A 15,721-nucleotide genomic window follows, 5' to 3' on the forward strand; every position below is an offset into this window, starting at 1 on the left:
GACGGTTAAAAGTTTAAGCCCTTCACGTGTTTTCTGGCAGTTGGTTCGCTCCCGACTCGATCATTTGCCGTGTGAAGGGCTTTTTATGAGGACTAAACATGAAACACGTACCGATAGAGGTCTATTGCATAGAGGGATGCACAGCAAGTATTGGCCGCTTCTTCGCCTTAAAGAATGGAAGCGAAACGATAGAAACAGCTATGGTTCCGGAATCTGAAATCGTTCTTTACTCTCGTTTGTTCATCACTAGCGACAACGGAGAAAACAAACGTTTAGCGTCGCGGGTGACGCTAAAGAGCGTACCAGATATAGTAGCCGAAGGTTGCCCCGTTTCCGTGAAACGCTCACATATGTGGTTCAACGTTGAGAACGTCGAGCAGCTAAAAGGTGTGTTCGGTGAAGACGCAGTGAACGAAAAACTTGCGAAGCTCTCATAGTCACAGCAGAATGGCATAACTACCGCCTCGAACGGGTAGAGGCAAAGAATAAGCACCAACACTACCCGTAATCAGATCGCGCCACCATCGACAAGCCAGAGAATCCTTGGTTTGGCGGCGTCACTCAGGATTCATCATCAATAGGGAATCACGCCCTGAGCAAATAACGTGACAGAGCATACCGTCATGACTCTAATCAAACAACACGACTTAGACATCGCCGCAATCCCTGCGCTTGTAGGACGCCAGCAGTTTATTTCTCTGGTCGGAATCTCTGAGAAAACATTTGAAAGACAAGAAGCCAAGGGTGAGATTCCGCTTCATTTCAAGAAGATTGGCGCTCGCCGCTATTGGCGACGTCGCGACGTCCTAGACTTCATCGGCGAGGTGTAGGGTGCGAATCACTAAGCAATTCATTGATGAGATCGATGATGCAGCCGACTTAAAGTGGAAAATTTACCTAGCGGCAAAATACTACGCTGAACAAGGTTTTACGATGATTCCGCTTGCTAAGAACGGCAAAAAACCACTTCTCGACAGTTGGCAGACCTCGGGGATGTCTTCACCGGCAACCGTCGAGAAGAATTTTCATCCGTACAAAGGAAAGTACAGTGGATACAACCTTGGCTTGCTGATGGGCAAAGTCGGCGGTCTGTGCTGTGTCGACCAAGACTTGCCGAAGCCACACAGAAACATCCATGAAGATGGACGTGAAACGTGGGCTAAGTTGATGCAGGAAAACGGCGCTGTCGTGACGGCTGAGCAGAAGACGCCTAGCGGTGGTGTTCATACCCTGTTTCGTAGAACAGATAACGTACCGAACACTAAAATAGGCAAGTCTATTGATCTGAAGTCAGGCACAGACAACGATTTCAGTTCTTATGTCGTAGTCTATCCGTCTGTTGTCGATGACACACAATACCGCTGGATCAAGCCAAGTAGAATCGCGGACGCTCCTGAATGGTTGGCATCGGCTTCTAATAAGGCGACTACAGTCGAAACAGTGCCGGACTATATCGATCTGAGCAAATCTCGCGGATCATCACTTGTCGGAACGGACGACGAGTACGGCGAAAACGACAAATACGGCGCTGAACAGGCTGAGCAAATTCTGGCGTTGATCAGCCCAGAGAATGCGGAAGACAGCGAGTGGATAAACATTGCCATGTCGCTAAAGTCCAACCCGAACATCGACGAAGCGGACGCATATAGATTGTTCGATGAATGGAGTGCTAAAGATAACTCGCTATGTAAGGAGGGCAAGCCGCGCTATAAGCCTGATGAACTAGCTAAGCGTTGGGCGAGCATAGACGCCGAAGGCAACATCAACGAGTTTTGGCTTGTTAGTTACGCAAAGAATGAAGTTGAGGCTGCAGGAGAGAAGTTTCCTTGGGGCATTATTAAAGGAAACACATTGGTTACTGGCGATGAAGTCATTGACCGATATAACGGCAGTTTCTGCGTTGTGCGTCAAGGCTCAGATACGTTGGTTGCCCAGTATACAGAAAAGCCAGCAATGGGTCGTGACAAGATAGAGCTTTTCAACTTAACACAGTTCAAGCAGTTGTGCGCAACCGATAGCTACGAAATCAGAGGCAGGACGTTCCATAATAGCGAGGTCTGGTTCCACGACCAGAGGCGCAGAGAGGCAAATGGCGGTCTGGTTTTCAAGCCAGAGATACACGAAGTCTTCTTCTCTCGCGACGGCTACGACTACGTAAACCTTTGGGAAGGCTATCCAGTTGAGCCAAAGCAGGGCGATTGGTCGATCTTTAAAGAGCACGTGGAAAACATCTTCGGCGAAATTTCGGAGTGGGCACTGGACTGGTTTGCCGACATATTCCAGAACCCTGCCGATCTGAAAGGCACATCGCTTGTCGTTAAATCGCGAGAGGGTGTAGGTAAAGGTTCGATAGTGAAAGTGTTCCAGAAGCTATTCGGACGCCACTATAAACACATGCATAGCTATGAGCAGTTGACCGAGAAGCATAACGACTGGCGAAAGAACGCAATGCTTGTTGTAGGTGACGAAGTTACGTTCGGCGGAAACAAAAAGACAGCAGGCATCCTGAAAGGCATGGTATCAGACCCAAGCTTCATGCTTCGAGAAATGAACCGTGGCGCGGTTCCTTGGGATAACTACATGCGTCTGTTCCTGTTCTCAAATGAGGACTGGGTGATTCCGGCGGGGACGGACAGCCGACGTTGGGCGGTAGTTGAGCCTGATATCAAGCCAGAAATGGACAGAACGTACTACAACCGCTATCACGCCTTCATCAATACAGAAGACGGTATAGCAGCGATCTTGCATGGACTCCTTAATCGGAAGATTACGCACGATCTGCGAACCGTGCCAGTGACTGAAGCTCTACAGGAGGAGCGATCAAAGTACAAGAACGACAGAAACACGATAGTTGACTTCCTGTCGGTAGCTATCGCTAACGGCAACCTAGACGAGCTAGTGCCAGTGGACGAAATTCGAGTCACGGAAAGTGGCGATACATTCATTCGCCGTGGAGGCATGTTCAAAGCGTTCGAGGAGTATTGCGAGGAAAAAGGCGGTGCTCCATTCGGCTGGCGAAAGTTTGATAAGGAAATAGGAGTGCAGGGTGCGTCTAAATTAGGATTGCCAATAAAGAACAAGGTCAAGTCTCACTGCGGCGACGAAACTAAGCGTCAGTGGGTGAAGCTAGCGCCGAGAGCCGAAATGATGAAATGGCTACAGGACGCTAGTGGCCGAGGCGAACATTTGCGGGGCTGCATTGCTGAGGGCGATAACGCGCCTTGGCTTGTGGACGCGATGTTCTTTAACGGACTGCCTGATGAGGTTAAGGAGAAGATCGATGAATCTGTCCTTGTTGCAGGATGAACTTAAAGGGCTAATACGCCCGAAACCAAAAAAGTTCAAAGACCTCACCAAGCCAGAGATTTTGGCTTGGCTTGAGTTCATAAAGACTTACAAGTCGCCACAAGAACCACTGAAATTGAAACACATAGAGAACCCACGCCTTATGGAGCAGAGAGGCGAGGTACTTAAATTAGACATGAGCTACAGAAGCAATATGCGGACGTTGCTCGAACATGAATTAAGACTAAGAGAAAAAGAGGAAGTTTAATATGGCCGAACTAGGCAAAGTTTTAGAAGAGACAATGATCGCCTTCATCGATGAAGAGTTATCGAACCCTACTAAAGGCATTTTTATCCCAGGTGCTGACAAAAGATCGGGCCGAGTTTCTAAAGAACGCCTTCGAACTGTGATGGACAATCAAGGCGTCCCTAGAAAGATCATCGACTCGCTGGCGTCATATGGCGTTGATATCCAGAACAGCGCCGCATGGGAGAACCGAAGTAAAGAATAGACGACTTCCAGGCCAAGACCAGACCGAACCCAAAGAAAAACACAGACGCATAGCGTCTTTTTTTATGCCCAAATTTGGAGAAAACAGACAATGTTATACCAGAAATTAAATAAACAGCGCCAGTTAAACGATATGCGAGTGCGTCAGCAAGAAATTCAAAACATGCTACAGACAGACAATATACATCCTGAACTCAAGAAAGGGCTGATGGAAGAATCAGCCGAAATTAGTCGCTTAATCCCACTGGTGGCGCACCACGTTAGCGACGTTGACGCACCAGCTGAGCACCAAGCCAAAGAGATCGAGCAGGCAGAAGCTAAGGTCGCAGCAAACCAAGAGCGTACTAGCAAACTGCTTCGAACTTTGCTGGTCAAGTCCCAGAAGCTGAACGCCGACAAGACCGAAGCTGAGCACGAAAAGCAACGTCTTGAAAAAGAGATTAACAGCCTAGCTGGCGACCCTGAAGCTCAAGCAGAAGCCAAAGCAAAGATGGCTAAGCATGAAGCCCATATGGCTCGTCTGGATCAGGTAGACAAAGCCATCAAAGACAATCAAAAGGACGCTATCAAAATCGCCGCTGGTGAAGTTGAACTCAAGATCGTTGACCCTAAGGCGATGGCCGAAATCGCGGCCAAAAAGCGGGCGGTAGACAGCGTTGAAATGGAAGGCTCCATTGCTCATGACTTAGCTGTCGAAGCTCTCAGGAATGAGCAAGCCAAAGCAGAGCGCGAGTTCTTCGCGGAGGTTGAAAGCTACAGCGACGCCGAATAATGAAGGTGTACGGAGCACTAAGCCGCCCCCGCGCCCCAAAGTCCGGATCAAACGACCTGCTAGAGATTTTGGCTTCTCAGCAGAAAGCCAAGGAAGACGCTAAGCGTCGCCGGACTCAGTACGACAAGTTCAAGAAGACCACGGTCAATCATAGTGTCGAGTCGACACCCCTGTCTGAGCGTGAACTTATTGAAGCGACCAAGGACGTTTAGGCGTCCTCTTTATTAACCAAAACCCAAAGAGAAGGAGAGGCATATGCCCACTTTAACAAACAACTTTGTAGCACCTGATGACGTCATTCAAAACCCACAGGTTCGCTACGATCTTTCACAAGTATGGACAGGCACCACAGGCAACCCTGTTCGTCGAGTCGTCGACTCGGTAGGCATTGTTAAAGCGTCGTCCACGGACCCGTCGACAGGCAACATTGATGAGTCGTTGTTCTTATCTGCGCCTATGACGGACGCCGAGTTTATCGCAGCCGTGGAAGCAGCGATTCCAATCGTCTACGGCACACCTTAATCAAAAGGGGCGGCTTCGGTCGCCCCCGCATGGAACTATAGGATAAAGCTATGAGTTCAACAATGGACTTACGTTATGAAGCGCTGCAAAGGCTTGGCTTCGAGGGCACTACCAGTGACATGTTACTGCAATATTGGAGAAGCCAAGGCGGAGTCGGAGAGCACATCAACGACGTCTGGTTCTCGGCTCTGGGTGTCTTAGGGCGAACAGAAGCGACATTGACTGACCGATGGTACGCATATTTAGCCTCTTTGGGTTATGAGGGGCATGTTTGGGACGCGGAATTTTTATACTGGAGCAACCTATAAGGAAACATGATGATTGAATGTAAAGTTACCGATTTGCCCTTAGTGGTATCTTCTCAAATTCAGCTAGCTCAGTGCTCTGATACGGTCGAGCACTGCTCGCCATATTTCAGACAGATGCTGCAAGAAATGGATGAGATAATCAGCCAACATAAGGTTGTGTGCGCCTTTATTGAAGGAGAGATTTCCAAAGTACGTGATTTTCTCCAAGCCAAGGGCAGACCCAGACACGCGTTAAAGTTAGAAGGCCTAGTTTTAACGGATGATGTCGCTTGGGAGTTTGTAGCAGATAAACAAGATTGGCTTGAGAGCATGGAAGGGGACTTAAAGGCATGCCAACGTGTCGCTGAAATGCTAAGAGAAGCTGGGTTTTAAGAATCGCAAAGTAGCAACGGTTCAGCCCACAATTGTTGTGGGCGTTCTTTGATTTGATTGCCCCATAAGTTGTTAAAACTGGATACCATTACTGACATCGCGAATTTGTAGAAGCCCTTGCATTCTTTGCTCCACCTCTATTTCCTTTGCTTTATCGGAGGCCGCCCATCGGTCAACAGCATCTGCAACATCATTGCAGAAAATATCAACTTGTAACAAGAGTGATTGACCGCTTTGTATTTTATGAAAACAACTTCCATTGGGCGGTGGCATAATGAAATGAAAATCATCTAAAGCTTCTCTAGCTCTTTGCTCTTCGATATTTTCGCCGCCTTCATGCAGCAGGCTACAGCGTAATGCATAGCAATCATTTCCAGACAAAAATGTGTGTCTTTGACCGCCGACTTCCATTGTATAAACAGGTTCAACCCACTCAGAAAACCACCTTGCATATCTCTTGTTCGATCCTTCTGTAGGGGTTTCCATTCTGCCGCATATATCAGGCAGGGTGAGAGCTGTTGTTAAAGCACCATACCAATCATTCGCCCTCAATGCAGTCCTTATAGAGCCTGTAAATCTTTCCATGATTTCTCCTAGCAACTAACAGCTTAGTGTTTATACGATATGTCATTAGAAACATACACTCAATACCGAGAAGTTAAAAACATATTAGATCTGGGCACTACTAGGACTCACAGACAATCATGCCATCGGCTTCCCTTCTTTCCATCCTTCGGGGACGCCAGCTTCCTTGGCGAATTCCAAAAATTCTTCTTTCTTGCCAGCCTCAAACCAGTGCACATAGCAGCGACTAGCGCTTGCCATCGCTTCTAAAGAATGACCAAGAGTCTCTAGGGTAGGGGTTTCAGTTATTATCCTAATAGCATTCTCGTTAAAGTACTCAGGCGGCAGATGAGGCCATTCTTTCTTCCGTCTTTTCAGAGTATGCAAAAGTTCGAAATGCTCGTTGCACCCATTCAAGCAGGACATATGCAGGTGTTGGCGCACATAAGGTATTGCGACCTTGCCTTTCTTTACCTGATCGATAGTGTCTCCGAGCAAGTCTTCGACTATTTCGCCGCGCTTACCGCTGATGTCGCCCTCGACCAACTCGCTGCTGATCTCAACGACTTCGAAGTACCTACCGTCTACAGGGCGGGCGTCCATGTTGTCGTTTACTTGATACCAGACGCCATCGGCTATCGTAAGGCTGTTTTTCAGTAGTTGGGCGTTCATTTTGTCTCCAACATACTGGTTTGGGTGCTTTACGGCTATGAGGGTCGGTAGGAATGGGTTATTACTCATTGATCACCTCTTCGAATTCAGCGTCCACCAAGCCAGAGGCGTCCTGATCGCTCCTTGGCTTGAATCGGTCTAGGAAGTTACCGTCACCGCTATTGCCTATGTTCACGGTTCCGGTGCTCACGATGTTTATCTGAGGTCGATTGTTGTCGTCTATTAGATGCTGTTCGGCTTTTTCTATGTCGTTCAAAAGTTGTCTGGCAACTGGTAGGTTGGTTTCTTTTACCTCGTCGCTGATGCCGTTTCTGTCTACTACGTGTGATTCTTTTTCACCTTTAGCCATCGCGTATAAGTCCATGCGCTCTGCTCGGATCGCCTTCTTGTCTAGTATGACGTCTTCGGTGATTTCTGATCGATAGTGACGGACTGCAGCAGCCACCGACGACAAGCCAAGGATTCTAGACAGGGTGGTCGTCGTAATTCCGAACTTCTTGGCGACCTGGCTTTTCACAGGGTTATGTGACCATTCGATTGCTATCTCTTGGGCCAGTGGGTCTAGCATTGGAAAGTTACTTGCGGCTTGCTCTGCCATATATTCCTCGGCAGTCAAGCCAGCTCCTTGAGCGGTGCTTATGATTAGAGCATGGTTGCTCTGGACTTGTTGAAATGTACTCATCGTTAGACCTCCGAACCCGAAGAGTGGCTATAGGTGTGTCGATTCGACACTTTTTCGCAGCGGAGGAATTTGATAGGAGTTCTTTCTATATTCTTCATATCTCGACCTTAATCTCGACCCTTATGAACAGAAAACCCGCACTATCGGATCGAGTCGACAGGCGGGTTAACAAGAGGAAACTAACAGAACCAACTGACAGTCTCAGGCGGTAGCTAACCGCCAGTTTTTATGAAAACACGGCGATATATATCGGCACAATGGATGTTCTGGAGACGAAAGTTTGTTGTAGTTGGCCAGTTCGGCCATCGGGCAGAGAAGACGCATATTCCAACGCCCCAAGCCAAGAAAAAAGCAAGACGGGGGAAAAGAAAAAACTCCCCATTGGCCTGCGAAACCGATGGGGAGAAAATCAAACATACAGAAGTAACCCTGTGCACGACTGTGCATCACACCGCGCTGACAACGTTCGAATCCAGCGTCGTCGTGGAAAGCGGTTGTGAGCTACGTTCGCCTGCAGGCAACATACCGCCGGAGCAATTAAGTAAAGGCAAATGCATTACTTAACATGCGACGGGACCGCCCCGTCACTCCGAGTTTTCATTAAAACATGCTGGATAGTATGGCCACAATTGGTGTTCTGGATACGAAAGTTCCTCGCTGCCAAGCCAAATCCAAAAAACAGACCCGTCTCCTGATAAATTGCATGTGCTATCAGAATCACGTATCCGCCCTATGATATGCAATGATGTCCGGAAAACGAATTGGATATTGAGAGAACCGCACCCACATGATGCTCAATGGTGTCCGAAGCGCTCTTGGATATTGAGAGAACCGCACCCGCTCTATGTTGGAATGGTGTCCGAAGCGCCTCTTGGATATTGAGAGAATCGCGGGAGGCCGAGAACATCGCGGGTCCCATTCGCGTTTCGCGGGTGTGTGGGTAGTATTCTATGTATATTTCAGGTCGTTTCTCCCAGTACGGAAACAGTCCACTTCATGACGCCAGAAGAGGTCTTCTGGGGGAAGTCTGCAGAATATAGGGAGGATGTTTTGAGGTTGTTGTTATAGTCGCGAGTTATAGAAGAATTATTCGGCCATAGCCGAGAGTTATGGCAGTAGCTGTTCTGTGTGTCTTTGGGTTCTGGCTTGCACCATAATTCGTAGTTATGACCAGTTTGCCAGCCATTCGTCCGAGTTATGGTGGAGCGTCATGCTGTCCCTGATGATGACAGCGTGGTGTCCGTGGGGCGGGGTCTCTGGCGGTCTGATGTTTTCTGGGGACATCGGGAGGGACATCGGGCGGTGTCTGGTGGCGTGGGAAGGCCGTGTCTGTTGCACTGGAATAATTGTGTGAATATTATTGGCTGTGTTTTAATTTTTCTATCGGTTGTTTTGTAGTGATAGCTTTAGGCTATTGCTGGTGGTGACCAGAACCCAAAGATAGAGAGAGAGACAAAACATGCAAGATATGACACATGAGATAACAAGAGGCATCAAGGCTGGCTTACAGGTAAGAATCGTTAAGGATGGCCCTTGGATTGTTGTAGCGGACGTTGACGGAATAGAGCATAAGGTGCGCAAGAAACAGCTTACCGAATTACCGCCCCAAGCCAAAGACTCTGGTGTGACGGACGAAGAGATTCATATGCCCACGGCGGCGTCTACCGTACGCGACGTCGATACAGAGACCGACCCGCTGGTGTACCAGCACCCCGACCCATCGGACGTCGCCTCTGGATCACGAGACACCACGACGGCGATGTCGGGCATCGATCACGATCCCGCCGACGACTCGGACGTCGAGCGAGAGCTAGAGGAAGCAGACGAACAACCCATGAGCATGTCGAACGCGTTCCAAGAGAGACGCGAACTATACAAAGCCACCGACGGATGTGGCGACGAACTGCAACTGGCGCTCAAAGGCTCGACGCCTGCCGAGGTCGCACAGCTGGCCGCTATTCTGCTGGGACTGCCTCAGCTTGAGCTAGTCAAAAAGTACGCCCACCTGAACGCGGGACAAGTCAGAATGAACAGCGGGAACCGCATCAGAAGACTGGTGAAGAAGGGAAGCATAACAGTGGAAGACGTCGCCAGAACCCAAAGAGAGAGCGAGTTCTACGACGAGGACGAAATAGAGGCGCTGTTCAACGAGGGGCTTTAGCCTCCCATCAGCCACCTTGCCGCCAGATACGGCACCGCGTCCACAAACAATGCGAACGCAAAGAACGCCAGCCCCAACACCACGCCTGCCGCCACCTGCAGGCGTTCTATTATCTTTTCTTTAATATTTCGAATGCTCATTATAGTTCTCCTTTGCTTGATAGGAGAATTGGACCACGCAGAGACATTGCCCAACAATGCTGAACACCTGTGGAATGGTGCGGCCAAGCCAGAGAGGGCGTGCTCGATCTGTGGTGTTTTGTCCACTTCATGGCGCTACAACAGTCTCTCGTTCGGATCGTAAGTCCACCTATGGGATATGTCGAGGAATGCCGCCCGAACGCACCAAGCCAACTCCCTGGCATGTCGTGCAATATCGCCGAGACGTCTCGGTCCGCTCCGACGCGTCCGACGGTATCGGTCGAGTCGGTCTCCCTTCAACACCCCCTCCCCAAAAAGTTCTCTCCCCGAACAAAAAAACCGAGACGTCTGGGACGCCCCGTACGTCGATGTGCCGGATGACGGGGGCTGTGGCCATGCCTGTGGAGTTCTCTCGGCGCGCCCGTGTCGTCTCCGAGACGTCTCGGCGGTGTCGCTGAACTTTTGGTGGGGTTTCTGGGTGTCTCTGGTAGCAATCGTGCGGGACGTCTCGGTGTGGCGTGTCGGCGCGTCCGGTGCCTTACGGGGAGGTGTTCCCAGACGGGCTTATTCTTGGCTTGGTGGCGTTGGAATATTGTTCTCGGCCAGCTCTTCTCTTTGGGTTCGGTCTGGAGGACTCTGCTGTTCTGGCCTACCTTTACAACTTCCTCTGCAAAGGCGCTTGTAGCAGCATATCGTGGCGTGGTCTGATGGAGACATCGACAGCAGCTACACACAGCAGACATCGACAGGAGACAGGAGAAAGCATGAAAGCAATCATGAGAATGGCGCACTACTTAAGAAAGTTTCTGGTAGGGCATTACCACGCCGTTATGAGCATGGCTTTAAAAGAAGCGCACAAGCGAGCGAAGATTGAAGCAGAAGCAATTGAAGGTGAAGTTATCGAAGCCAGCCAGCCCCTCTTTGGGTTCGGTATGAAGGACTCTGCCAAGTCCTGTTCTGGAGCTGAGCGAGGCAGCAGAAGAAGACGTGATGAAAGCAATGGACGTTTTATCGACTTCGACCTCGCATCGAGAACGCTCATCGAGCGATGGAATAACGGCCAGCCACTCGCAGCGCACGGACTGGCTGGCCGCAAAGCACCACCCAGATAAAGGAGGATGCGCAAAGACTTTCGTGAGAATGAGAGAAGCGTACGAGCTGGCAGAGAGCAGGTGTTGAGGAATTCCGAGAGGCGCAGGCACCGCACGAACCCAAGAAAAGGCGCGCATGTCCCGCCAGTCCCGTGTCACGGTGGCCACGACTCTGGCGCGGATGACGCCAAGGGTACATAGGGTATGTGTCGACGGTCGACACTAAGGTATCTGATGCTCTCTACTCTCTCTTTTCAGGGAGAGGGACAAGAAGGACAGAGGGACACGGCGCGGTACGACGGGGGCTGGCAGGAAGAGCGCATAGGGACAGGAGCGGGACAGGAGCAAGTCTAGCGGGACACCGAGACGCCGTGGAGCAGTCGCACCTAGCAGCCTCTCTCTCTCTGGCTTGGGCGCAGTCGCTGGTCAGTGTTCACAGAACACCTCAGAACACATGCAACAATTATCACGATGTACCTAAAAATGTCCCTGACGTTATGATGAGGTGTCGACGCCCGTGATGACGGACACTATGCTGTCATAACCGACGATGGCGTAGTTATCATTTGGCCCAAGAAGTTGGGTAATGAAGTCACTGCCTTCGTATTCGCTGAAGTAAGAATCTCTCCAGGAATCGCGCGCTTCCGATTTGATGTTGCCTTGCGTGCCATGACCATGAACCATGATGTAGCAGTTGTCTGCCGAAGCGTTACCACTCAGCAAAGCACCACTGACCACCAATCCGCCCAATAGCGTATGCGTAGCTGCCCTAGATTTGCTCATTAGTTTTTTCATACTTTGAGTCCTGCATGAGTTTATTGTTTTTATTGTGCGTCCCAGCAGAGGTGGTCATCCCTTATACCTTTTTTGAAGTGAATCAATAAGATACTCGACCGTCAGGGTATCTTAGGGATGCCGGTAAAGTGCGCCATAACTGAAGCGGCCAGCAAAAAGTCATTTGCGGCCAATGTGCCGATTATCTCGCTATTTCGATAAGCATGACGTTATTTGGGATCGTCATTGGCTTTCTTTTTGTAATGATTTGGTGCCATACCAAACCAACGTTTAAAGGCTCGACTGAAGCTGGCGGCGTTCTGATAACCCAGTTCTTCTGCTAATGACTCAACAGAGATGTCTTTTTTCTGGACTCGTTTCAAGGCAATGCGTTTTCGTTCATTCTCGAACAAGGCTTTAAATGATACGCCATGGTTACTGAGGTGACGTCTTAAGCTACGCGTGCTCATGAAGAGTTGCTTGCTTAGATTCTCCATGGAAATTTCAGTGAATGGCATGTTTCGAATGGCGACACGGACTTTTTGAAGAACCCATTCGTCTTTGGTTTCATGCTTCTTGTATTGGCGACAGAGGTTTTCGTTAGTGATCGCAGAGGCTTCGTTCTGAAAGATAATGGGTTGAGATAAGGTTTCAATAGGAATTAACACGCGATTACTTTCGCAGTTAAACCGTACTGGATTGTTAAAGAAGAGTTCAAACTCATTGGACTTACCGGGGTTACCATGGCGGAACTCGATCTCCATCGGGTAATGATTCTGACCTAAGCAAAACTTTCCTAACGAATACAAAACGGACATGTTGTATTCAATGATGTGCGGAAGAGCATCGCCTAAGGGCGCTTTTTGCTCAATGGTGAAAATGCCATGTTCATCATTAGTTTCTAGGTTGAATTCTAACAACGGAGTCAGTAGATGCTGATACTGGACGAGCAGTTGCATGGCCGCCAGAGCGTTCCTGCTGCTCATCGTACGGCACGCCAAAATACCATCGTGGTTGATGAAAGATTGCTTGCCAAGTGTTAGCGCATAAGTCGCATGTTTGCTGATATTGCGAGCATTCGTTGCCAGTTGAATATAGGCATCCAGGCTAATGTGTTCGTCATGACGAGTAAGTAGTTCGAGTGAAATTCCCGTGTTGTAGAGAATGTCATCCAGCGAATAGCCTTCCGTGACCAGATACTTAACTAAGGGTTTTATTTGCGCCACAGGTAATTTGTGGGCTTTCTTAGAGTCTTCACTGCCATTGAGGGCAGGACTCTGTCTCTCCTCGGGAGTGTTTAAATCACTCTTATAAGGAGCAAGCGCAGAGGGTCTCATACGTTTTGCCTTCTTATTACTTTTTATAATTATTATTGGGTTACTACAAATAGTTAGGCAGGCGTCAAAGATAGCGCAATTGTGTCGTCAAAAGACACTCTTTTAAGTAGATCCTGTATGAACGGTTATAAAGATGACCCATAAAGGGGCATCATTACCTTAGGCTTATGGGTATGGTTCTATTGGCTATTATCTAGGGAACCTCTGAGTAAACGAGGGGGAATCTGGTTGGTAGGGATGCGATCTGTACCAACCAGATAAGGTTGTTGAACCTTGGGATCTAATTACCGCGGAGCTGTATTAAAACTCATAGAACAGTTTGCTTTGGAAGCCTGAGATGTCTTCAGCACTTGGGCTTCTTACATAGAGTAGGGTTAAGCCCAACGCGTCATCCCGAGTTGAAGCAAACGCAGGCTTAATGGAAACCCCAAATTCACTGATCTGATCGGCGTACACTTCATCTCCTTTATAACGTGAATCGGTAATGATGTACTCGACGTTAAGAGGTAACTCCTCAAATATGTTGACTATGGTGTCTACAAAAATACCGTGTTTATAGACGGTATTTTCTTGATCCGGGTCGACTTCGTAATCATCGATTTCTAATTCCATTGTTTCGTACTGACCAAACATGTTGCCAATACTGATGGAAATTTCTTCATCGATAAATTTGAACGAATTAAAGGTAAATAGACTGGTGATTGAACCAGATATAATCTGGCCACCATCGTACAGTTCTTCCGATGCGACAACGCCGTACTCTAATACCGGTGTTAAGATCCAGTGGTCATTCACCGGATGTTGGTAGGATGCACCTAGCCGCGCTTTGTAGGTTTCAGAGCCTTCCTGATCTATATAGCTTATGGGGGCTTTGATGGTTAAGCTTCGTCCTTCGCTAAGGTTAAAGGAGTAGCTAAGAGGGACATTCCAGACATCCGTGTCCTGACCTGCCTGATCGTATTTTGCGTAGTCGATGCCAATACCTATTTTATTTTCTTCGGTCATATCATCTGAGGCCATGGCTATAGCTGCGATATTGGCGGAGGGTTTCTTGTGTCCCGTACCGGAATGAAAGGCATTGTCTACCATCGAATTCATTAAGCTGGCAGGGTTCCCTGCAACCGGGCTATTAGGGGAAATTTTTATCAGCTCGCGGTTAATTAAGTTGGCAGTTTCTCCGCCTTGTCCTTTCAAATACTCTTCTAACTGGTCAAGAGCAGTATCGCGATCACCTTGGCCGTCAAAGGTTTCATTGATGTTTAATGAAGGGATCGTGAATTGAAGCACCGTGCTGTTGGTCTGAAACACCAGCTGCATCGGCAGACCTCGATAATCCACCGTAGAATTAACAAAGGTGACATTATCGACGTATGCCGGAAACACATCTTGCAGCGATGCTCCTTCATATTGAGTAATCATGTCTTCTACAGTGGAAAAACCGAACATTCCTGTACTGTTTCCGACTTGCATATCGATTTGTAATAGTTCATCTGCATGAGCAGAGAGAGGGAAGAGTGTAGAGAGTAATACTATATAGGCGTTTCTTAGTTTCATGAGCGTCACCTTTAGAGTCGTTGAGGTAACTATAGAAAATACAAGGCATGAGCGTGGTTAGGATTTCGGAACACTTAGTTGCTTATTTATTGATCTATTTTTAGTGTTTTCGGCACAAAACCTCACAGTGGGTTAACTATCTTCGCCTACACTGATCGTAAGCCTTTTGTGAGGGATGCAATGGAGATTTTCTGATGAAGTTAGTGATTGCTCTTACTCTTTCGTTACTAAGCGCATTATCTCAGGCACAGACAAACGTCAAAGTTTTTGGCGATGATGCTTACCCGCCGTATTCGTTTAAGGATAAGAAGGGGCAAATGACGGGTATTTATTCTGTCGTGCTACGGGAGATTTTTGAAAAAATGCCAGAGTATCGAGTGTCTTTGGAGGGGTATCCATGGAAGCGAGGTTTGAACGAGATAGAGCGCGGGAAAATCTTTGCCCTGTATCCACCCTACAAACGTGAAAAACAGCGCCCTTATATGGAATACGAGATGCCGATTCTTGATGAGCAATTGGTGGTGTTTTGCCATGAAAAGGCGTTGTTACAGCCAAGAGAACATTGGCCCAAGGACTATTATGGCCTGACAGTTGGGAATAATGCGGGTTTCTCTGCTGGTGGTGATGAATTCTGGGCGGCGGTAAAACGCGGGGACATTAAAGTCGAAGAGACGAAAGGCACATCGAAAAACCTGTTGAAGTTAATTGCTGGTCGAATTGACTGCTATATGAATGACGGATTGTCGATTCAATGGGAACTCAAATCGCTTCAGAAAAAAGGCAAATATAATGGCATTTCTATTAAAAAAGGAGCTGTGATTAGCTCAGAACAAGGCTACCTTGGCTTTGTAACCAATGGCCGTCAGTTTCCTTATAAAAGTGCCTTTAAAGAAAAATATCATTTGATTTTACAAGAGATGAAAAGCTCTGGCCGCATTGATCAGATCATTAAAGATTTTATAAATCAGTAGATTTT

Annotated in this window: 20 protein-coding genes; 13 read left to right on the top strand and 7 right to left on the bottom strand. The window is 48.3% G+C overall.

What is annotated here, in order from left to right:
• The first annotated feature begins 98 nt into the window (after nt 1–98).
• The 10 genes from ACFOEK_RS10725 to ACFOEK_RS10770 all read left to right on the top strand — a co-directional run bounded on the left by ACFOEK_RS10725 (nt 99) and on the right by ACFOEK_RS10770 (nt 5,770).
• A complete protein-coding gene (locus ACFOEK_RS10725; protein ID WP_386720374.1) occupies nt 99–437 on the top strand; it encodes a hypothetical protein in 339 nt (112 codons plus the stop codon).
• A gap of 186 nt (nt 438–623) precedes the next feature.
• Nucleotides 624–830, top strand: coding sequence for a helix-turn-helix transcriptional regulator (locus ACFOEK_RS10730; RefSeq protein WP_386720377.1), 207 nt, complete (start codon nt 624–626; stop codon nt 828–830).
• Nucleotide 831: 1 nt separating this feature from the next.
• A complete protein-coding gene (locus ACFOEK_RS10735; RefSeq protein ID WP_386720380.1) occupies nt 832–3,306 on the top strand; it encodes a bifunctional DNA primase/polymerase in 2,475 nt (824 codons plus the stop codon).
• Nucleotides 3,281–3,553: a hypothetical protein gene (locus tag ACFOEK_RS10740; protein ID WP_386720383.1), complete on the top strand. Its 273-nt coding sequence runs from the start codon at nt 3,281–3,283 to the stop codon at nt 3,551–3,553. The genes ACFOEK_RS10735 and ACFOEK_RS10740 overlap by 26 nt, the downstream gene beginning before the upstream one ends.
• Nucleotide 3,554: 1 nt before the next feature.
• Nucleotides 3,555–3,797: a hypothetical protein gene (locus ACFOEK_RS10745; RefSeq protein ID WP_386720385.1), complete on the top strand. Its 243-nt coding sequence runs from the start codon at nt 3,555–3,557 to the stop codon at nt 3,795–3,797.
• 90 nt (nt 3,798–3,887) lie between these two features.
• Nucleotides 3,888–4,568 carry a hypothetical protein gene (locus ACFOEK_RS10750; protein ID WP_386720388.1) on the top strand — a complete coding sequence of 227 codons (681 nt, stop codon included), beginning with the start codon at nt 3,888–3,890 and terminating at the stop codon, nt 4,566–4,568.
• A 68-nt stretch (nt 4,569–4,636) separates the two neighbouring features.
• The gene (locus ACFOEK_RS10755) at nt 4,637–4,780 is read left to right on the top strand and encodes a hypothetical protein (RefSeq protein ID WP_386720391.1); all 144 of its coding nucleotides are present in this window, start codon (nt 4,637–4,639) and stop codon (nt 4,778–4,780) included.
• Nucleotides 4,781–4,823: 43 nt separating this feature from the next.
• Nucleotides 4,824–5,090 carry a hypothetical protein gene (locus tag ACFOEK_RS10760; protein WP_386720394.1) on the top strand — a complete coding sequence of 89 codons (267 nt, stop codon included), beginning with the start codon at nt 4,824–4,826 and terminating at the stop codon, nt 5,088–5,090.
• Between the two features lie 50 nt (nt 5,091–5,140).
• Nucleotides 5,141–5,398 (top strand): hypothetical protein, encoded by a 258-nt coding sequence (locus ACFOEK_RS10765; protein WP_386720397.1) that lies wholly within the window; start codon nt 5,141–5,143, stop codon nt 5,396–5,398.
• Between the two features lie 9 nt (nt 5,399–5,407).
• Entirely contained in the window at nt 5,408–5,770 is a 363-nt protein-coding gene (locus tag ACFOEK_RS10770; protein ID WP_386720400.1) for a hypothetical protein, read from the top strand.
• Nucleotides 5,771–5,842: 72 nt separating this feature from the next.
• On the opposite strand, the gene ACFOEK_RS10775 is transcribed toward ACFOEK_RS10770, so the two are convergent.
• The 3 genes from ACFOEK_RS10775 to ACFOEK_RS10785 all read right to left on the bottom strand — a co-directional run bounded on the left by ACFOEK_RS10775 (nt 5,843) and on the right by ACFOEK_RS10785 (nt 7,688).
• Nucleotides 5,843–6,355, bottom strand: coding sequence for a hypothetical protein (locus tag ACFOEK_RS10775; RefSeq protein WP_386720403.1), 513 nt, complete (start codon nt 6,353–6,355; stop codon nt 5,843–5,845).
• A 117-nt stretch (nt 6,356–6,472) separates the two neighbouring features.
• Nucleotides 6,473–7,006 (bottom strand): hypothetical protein, encoded by a 534-nt coding sequence (locus ACFOEK_RS10780; protein WP_386720406.1) that lies wholly within the window; start codon nt 7,004–7,006, stop codon nt 6,473–6,475.
• Between the two features lie 61 nt (nt 7,007–7,067).
• Entirely contained in the window at nt 7,068–7,688 is a 621-nt protein-coding gene (locus ACFOEK_RS10785) for a hypothetical protein (RefSeq protein ID WP_386720409.1), read from the bottom strand.
• A gap of 1,459 nt (nt 7,689–9,147) precedes the next feature.
• Here ACFOEK_RS10785 and ACFOEK_RS10790 point away from each other — a divergent pair.
• Complete coding sequence (locus ACFOEK_RS10790; RefSeq protein WP_386720412.1) at nt 9,148–9,849, top strand: hypothetical protein; 702 nt, start codon at nt 9,148–9,150, stop codon at nt 9,847–9,849.
• On the opposite strand, the gene ACFOEK_RS10795 is transcribed toward ACFOEK_RS10790, so the two are convergent.
• The gene (locus ACFOEK_RS10795) at nt 9,846–9,989 is read right to left on the bottom strand and encodes a hypothetical protein (RefSeq protein WP_386720415.1); all 144 of its coding nucleotides are present in this window, start codon (nt 9,987–9,989) and stop codon (nt 9,846–9,848) included. The genes ACFOEK_RS10790 and ACFOEK_RS10795 overlap by 4 nt on opposite strands.
• A 707-nt stretch (nt 9,990–10,696) precedes the next feature.
• Here ACFOEK_RS10795 and ACFOEK_RS10800 point away from each other — a divergent pair.
• Nucleotides 10,697–11,101, top strand: coding sequence for a hypothetical protein (locus ACFOEK_RS10800; RefSeq protein WP_386720418.1), 405 nt, complete (start codon nt 10,697–10,699; stop codon nt 11,099–11,101).
• Nucleotides 11,102–11,575: 474 nt separating this feature from the next.
• Here the strand turns inward: ACFOEK_RS10800 and ACFOEK_RS10805 are convergent, their stop codons facing one another.
• The 3 genes from ACFOEK_RS10805 to ACFOEK_RS10815 all read right to left on the bottom strand — a co-directional run bounded on the left by ACFOEK_RS10805 (nt 11,576) and on the right by ACFOEK_RS10815 (nt 14,745).
• Complete coding sequence (locus ACFOEK_RS10805; RefSeq protein ID WP_386720421.1) at nt 11,576–11,863, bottom strand: hypothetical protein; 288 nt, start codon at nt 11,861–11,863, stop codon at nt 11,576–11,578.
• 221 nt (nt 11,864–12,084) lie between these two features.
• A complete protein-coding gene (locus ACFOEK_RS10810; protein ID WP_386720424.1) occupies nt 12,085–13,191 on the bottom strand; it encodes a helix-turn-helix domain-containing protein in 1,107 nt (368 codons plus the stop codon).
• 300 nt (nt 13,192–13,491) lie between these two features.
• Entirely contained in the window at nt 13,492–14,745 is a 1,254-nt protein-coding gene (locus ACFOEK_RS10815) for a hypothetical protein (RefSeq protein WP_386720427.1), read from the bottom strand.
• Nucleotides 14,746–14,939: 194 nt separating this feature from the next.
• Here ACFOEK_RS10815 and ACFOEK_RS10820 point away from each other — a divergent pair, with 194 nt between their 5' ends.
• Nucleotides 14,940–15,716 carry a substrate-binding periplasmic protein gene (locus tag ACFOEK_RS10820; protein WP_386720430.1) on the top strand — a complete coding sequence of 259 codons (777 nt, stop codon included), beginning with the start codon at nt 14,940–14,942 and terminating at the stop codon, nt 15,714–15,716.
• The last annotated feature ends 5 nt before the right edge of the window (nt 15,717–15,721 follow it).

Source organism: Litoribrevibacter euphylliae (assembly GCF_042646085.1).
GTDB classification, from domain to species: Bacteria; Pseudomonadota; Gammaproteobacteria; order Pseudomonadales; family Litoribrevibacteraceae; genus Litoribrevibacter; species Litoribrevibacter euphylliae.

What these genes read in the sequence shown, in the direction of transcription:
- ACFOEK_RS10725 (WP_386720374.1), top strand. Translation starts at nt 99, where the DNA reads ATGAAACACGTACCGATAGAGGTCTATTGCATAGAGGGATGCACAGCA.
- ACFOEK_RS10730 (WP_386720377.1), top strand. Translation starts at nt 624, where the DNA reads ATGACTCTAATCAAACAACACGACTTAGACATCGCCGCAATCCCTGCG.
- ACFOEK_RS10740 (WP_386720383.1), top strand. Translation starts at nt 3,281, where the DNA reads ATGAATCTGTCCTTGTTGCAGGATGAACTTAAAGGGCTAATACGCCCG.
- ACFOEK_RS10745 (WP_386720385.1), top strand. Translation starts at nt 3,555, where the DNA reads ATGGCCGAACTAGGCAAAGTTTTAGAAGAGACAATGATCGCCTTCATC.
- ACFOEK_RS10750 (WP_386720388.1), top strand. Translation starts at nt 3,888, where the DNA reads ATGTTATACCAGAAATTAAATAAACAGCGCCAGTTAAACGATATGCGA.
- ACFOEK_RS10760 (WP_386720394.1), top strand. Translation starts at nt 4,824, where the DNA reads ATGCCCACTTTAACAAACAACTTTGTAGCACCTGATGACGTCATTCAA.
- ACFOEK_RS10765 (WP_386720397.1), top strand. Translation starts at nt 5,141, where the DNA reads ATGAGTTCAACAATGGACTTACGTTATGAAGCGCTGCAAAGGCTTGGC.
- ACFOEK_RS10770 (WP_386720400.1), top strand. Translation starts at nt 5,408, where the DNA reads ATGATTGAATGTAAAGTTACCGATTTGCCCTTAGTGGTATCTTCTCAA.
- ACFOEK_RS10775 (WP_386720403.1), bottom strand. Translation starts at nt 6,355, where the DNA reads ATGGAAAGATTTACAGGCTCTATAAGGACTGCATTGAGGGCGAATGAT.
- ACFOEK_RS10780 (WP_386720406.1), bottom strand. Translation starts at nt 7,006, where the DNA reads ATGAACGCCCAACTACTGAAAAACAGCCTTACGATAGCCGATGGCGTC.
- ACFOEK_RS10785 (WP_386720409.1), bottom strand. Translation starts at nt 7,688, where the DNA reads ATGAGTACATTTCAACAAGTCCAGAGCAACCATGCTCTAATCATAAGC.
- ACFOEK_RS10790 (WP_386720412.1), top strand. Translation starts at nt 9,148, where the DNA reads ATGCAAGATATGACACATGAGATAACAAGAGGCATCAAGGCTGGCTTA.
- ACFOEK_RS10795 (WP_386720415.1), bottom strand. Translation starts at nt 9,989, where the DNA reads ATGAGCATTCGAAATATTAAAGAAAAGATAATAGAACGCCTGCAGGTG.
- ACFOEK_RS10800 (WP_386720418.1), top strand. Translation starts at nt 10,697, where the DNA reads ATGGAGACATCGACAGCAGCTACACACAGCAGACATCGACAGGAGACA.
- ACFOEK_RS10805 (WP_386720421.1), bottom strand. Translation starts at nt 11,863, where the DNA reads ATGAGCAAATCTAGGGCAGCTACGCATACGCTATTGGGCGGATTGGTG.
- ACFOEK_RS10810 (WP_386720424.1), bottom strand. Translation starts at nt 13,191, where the DNA reads ATGAGACCCTCTGCGCTTGCTCCTTATAAGAGTGATTTAAACACTCCC.
- ACFOEK_RS10815 (WP_386720427.1), bottom strand. Translation starts at nt 14,745, where the DNA reads ATGAAACTAAGAAACGCCTATATAGTATTACTCTCTACACTCTTCCCT.
- ACFOEK_RS10820 (WP_386720430.1), top strand. Translation starts at nt 14,940, where the DNA reads ATGAAGTTAGTGATTGCTCTTACTCTTTCGTTACTAAGCGCATTATCT.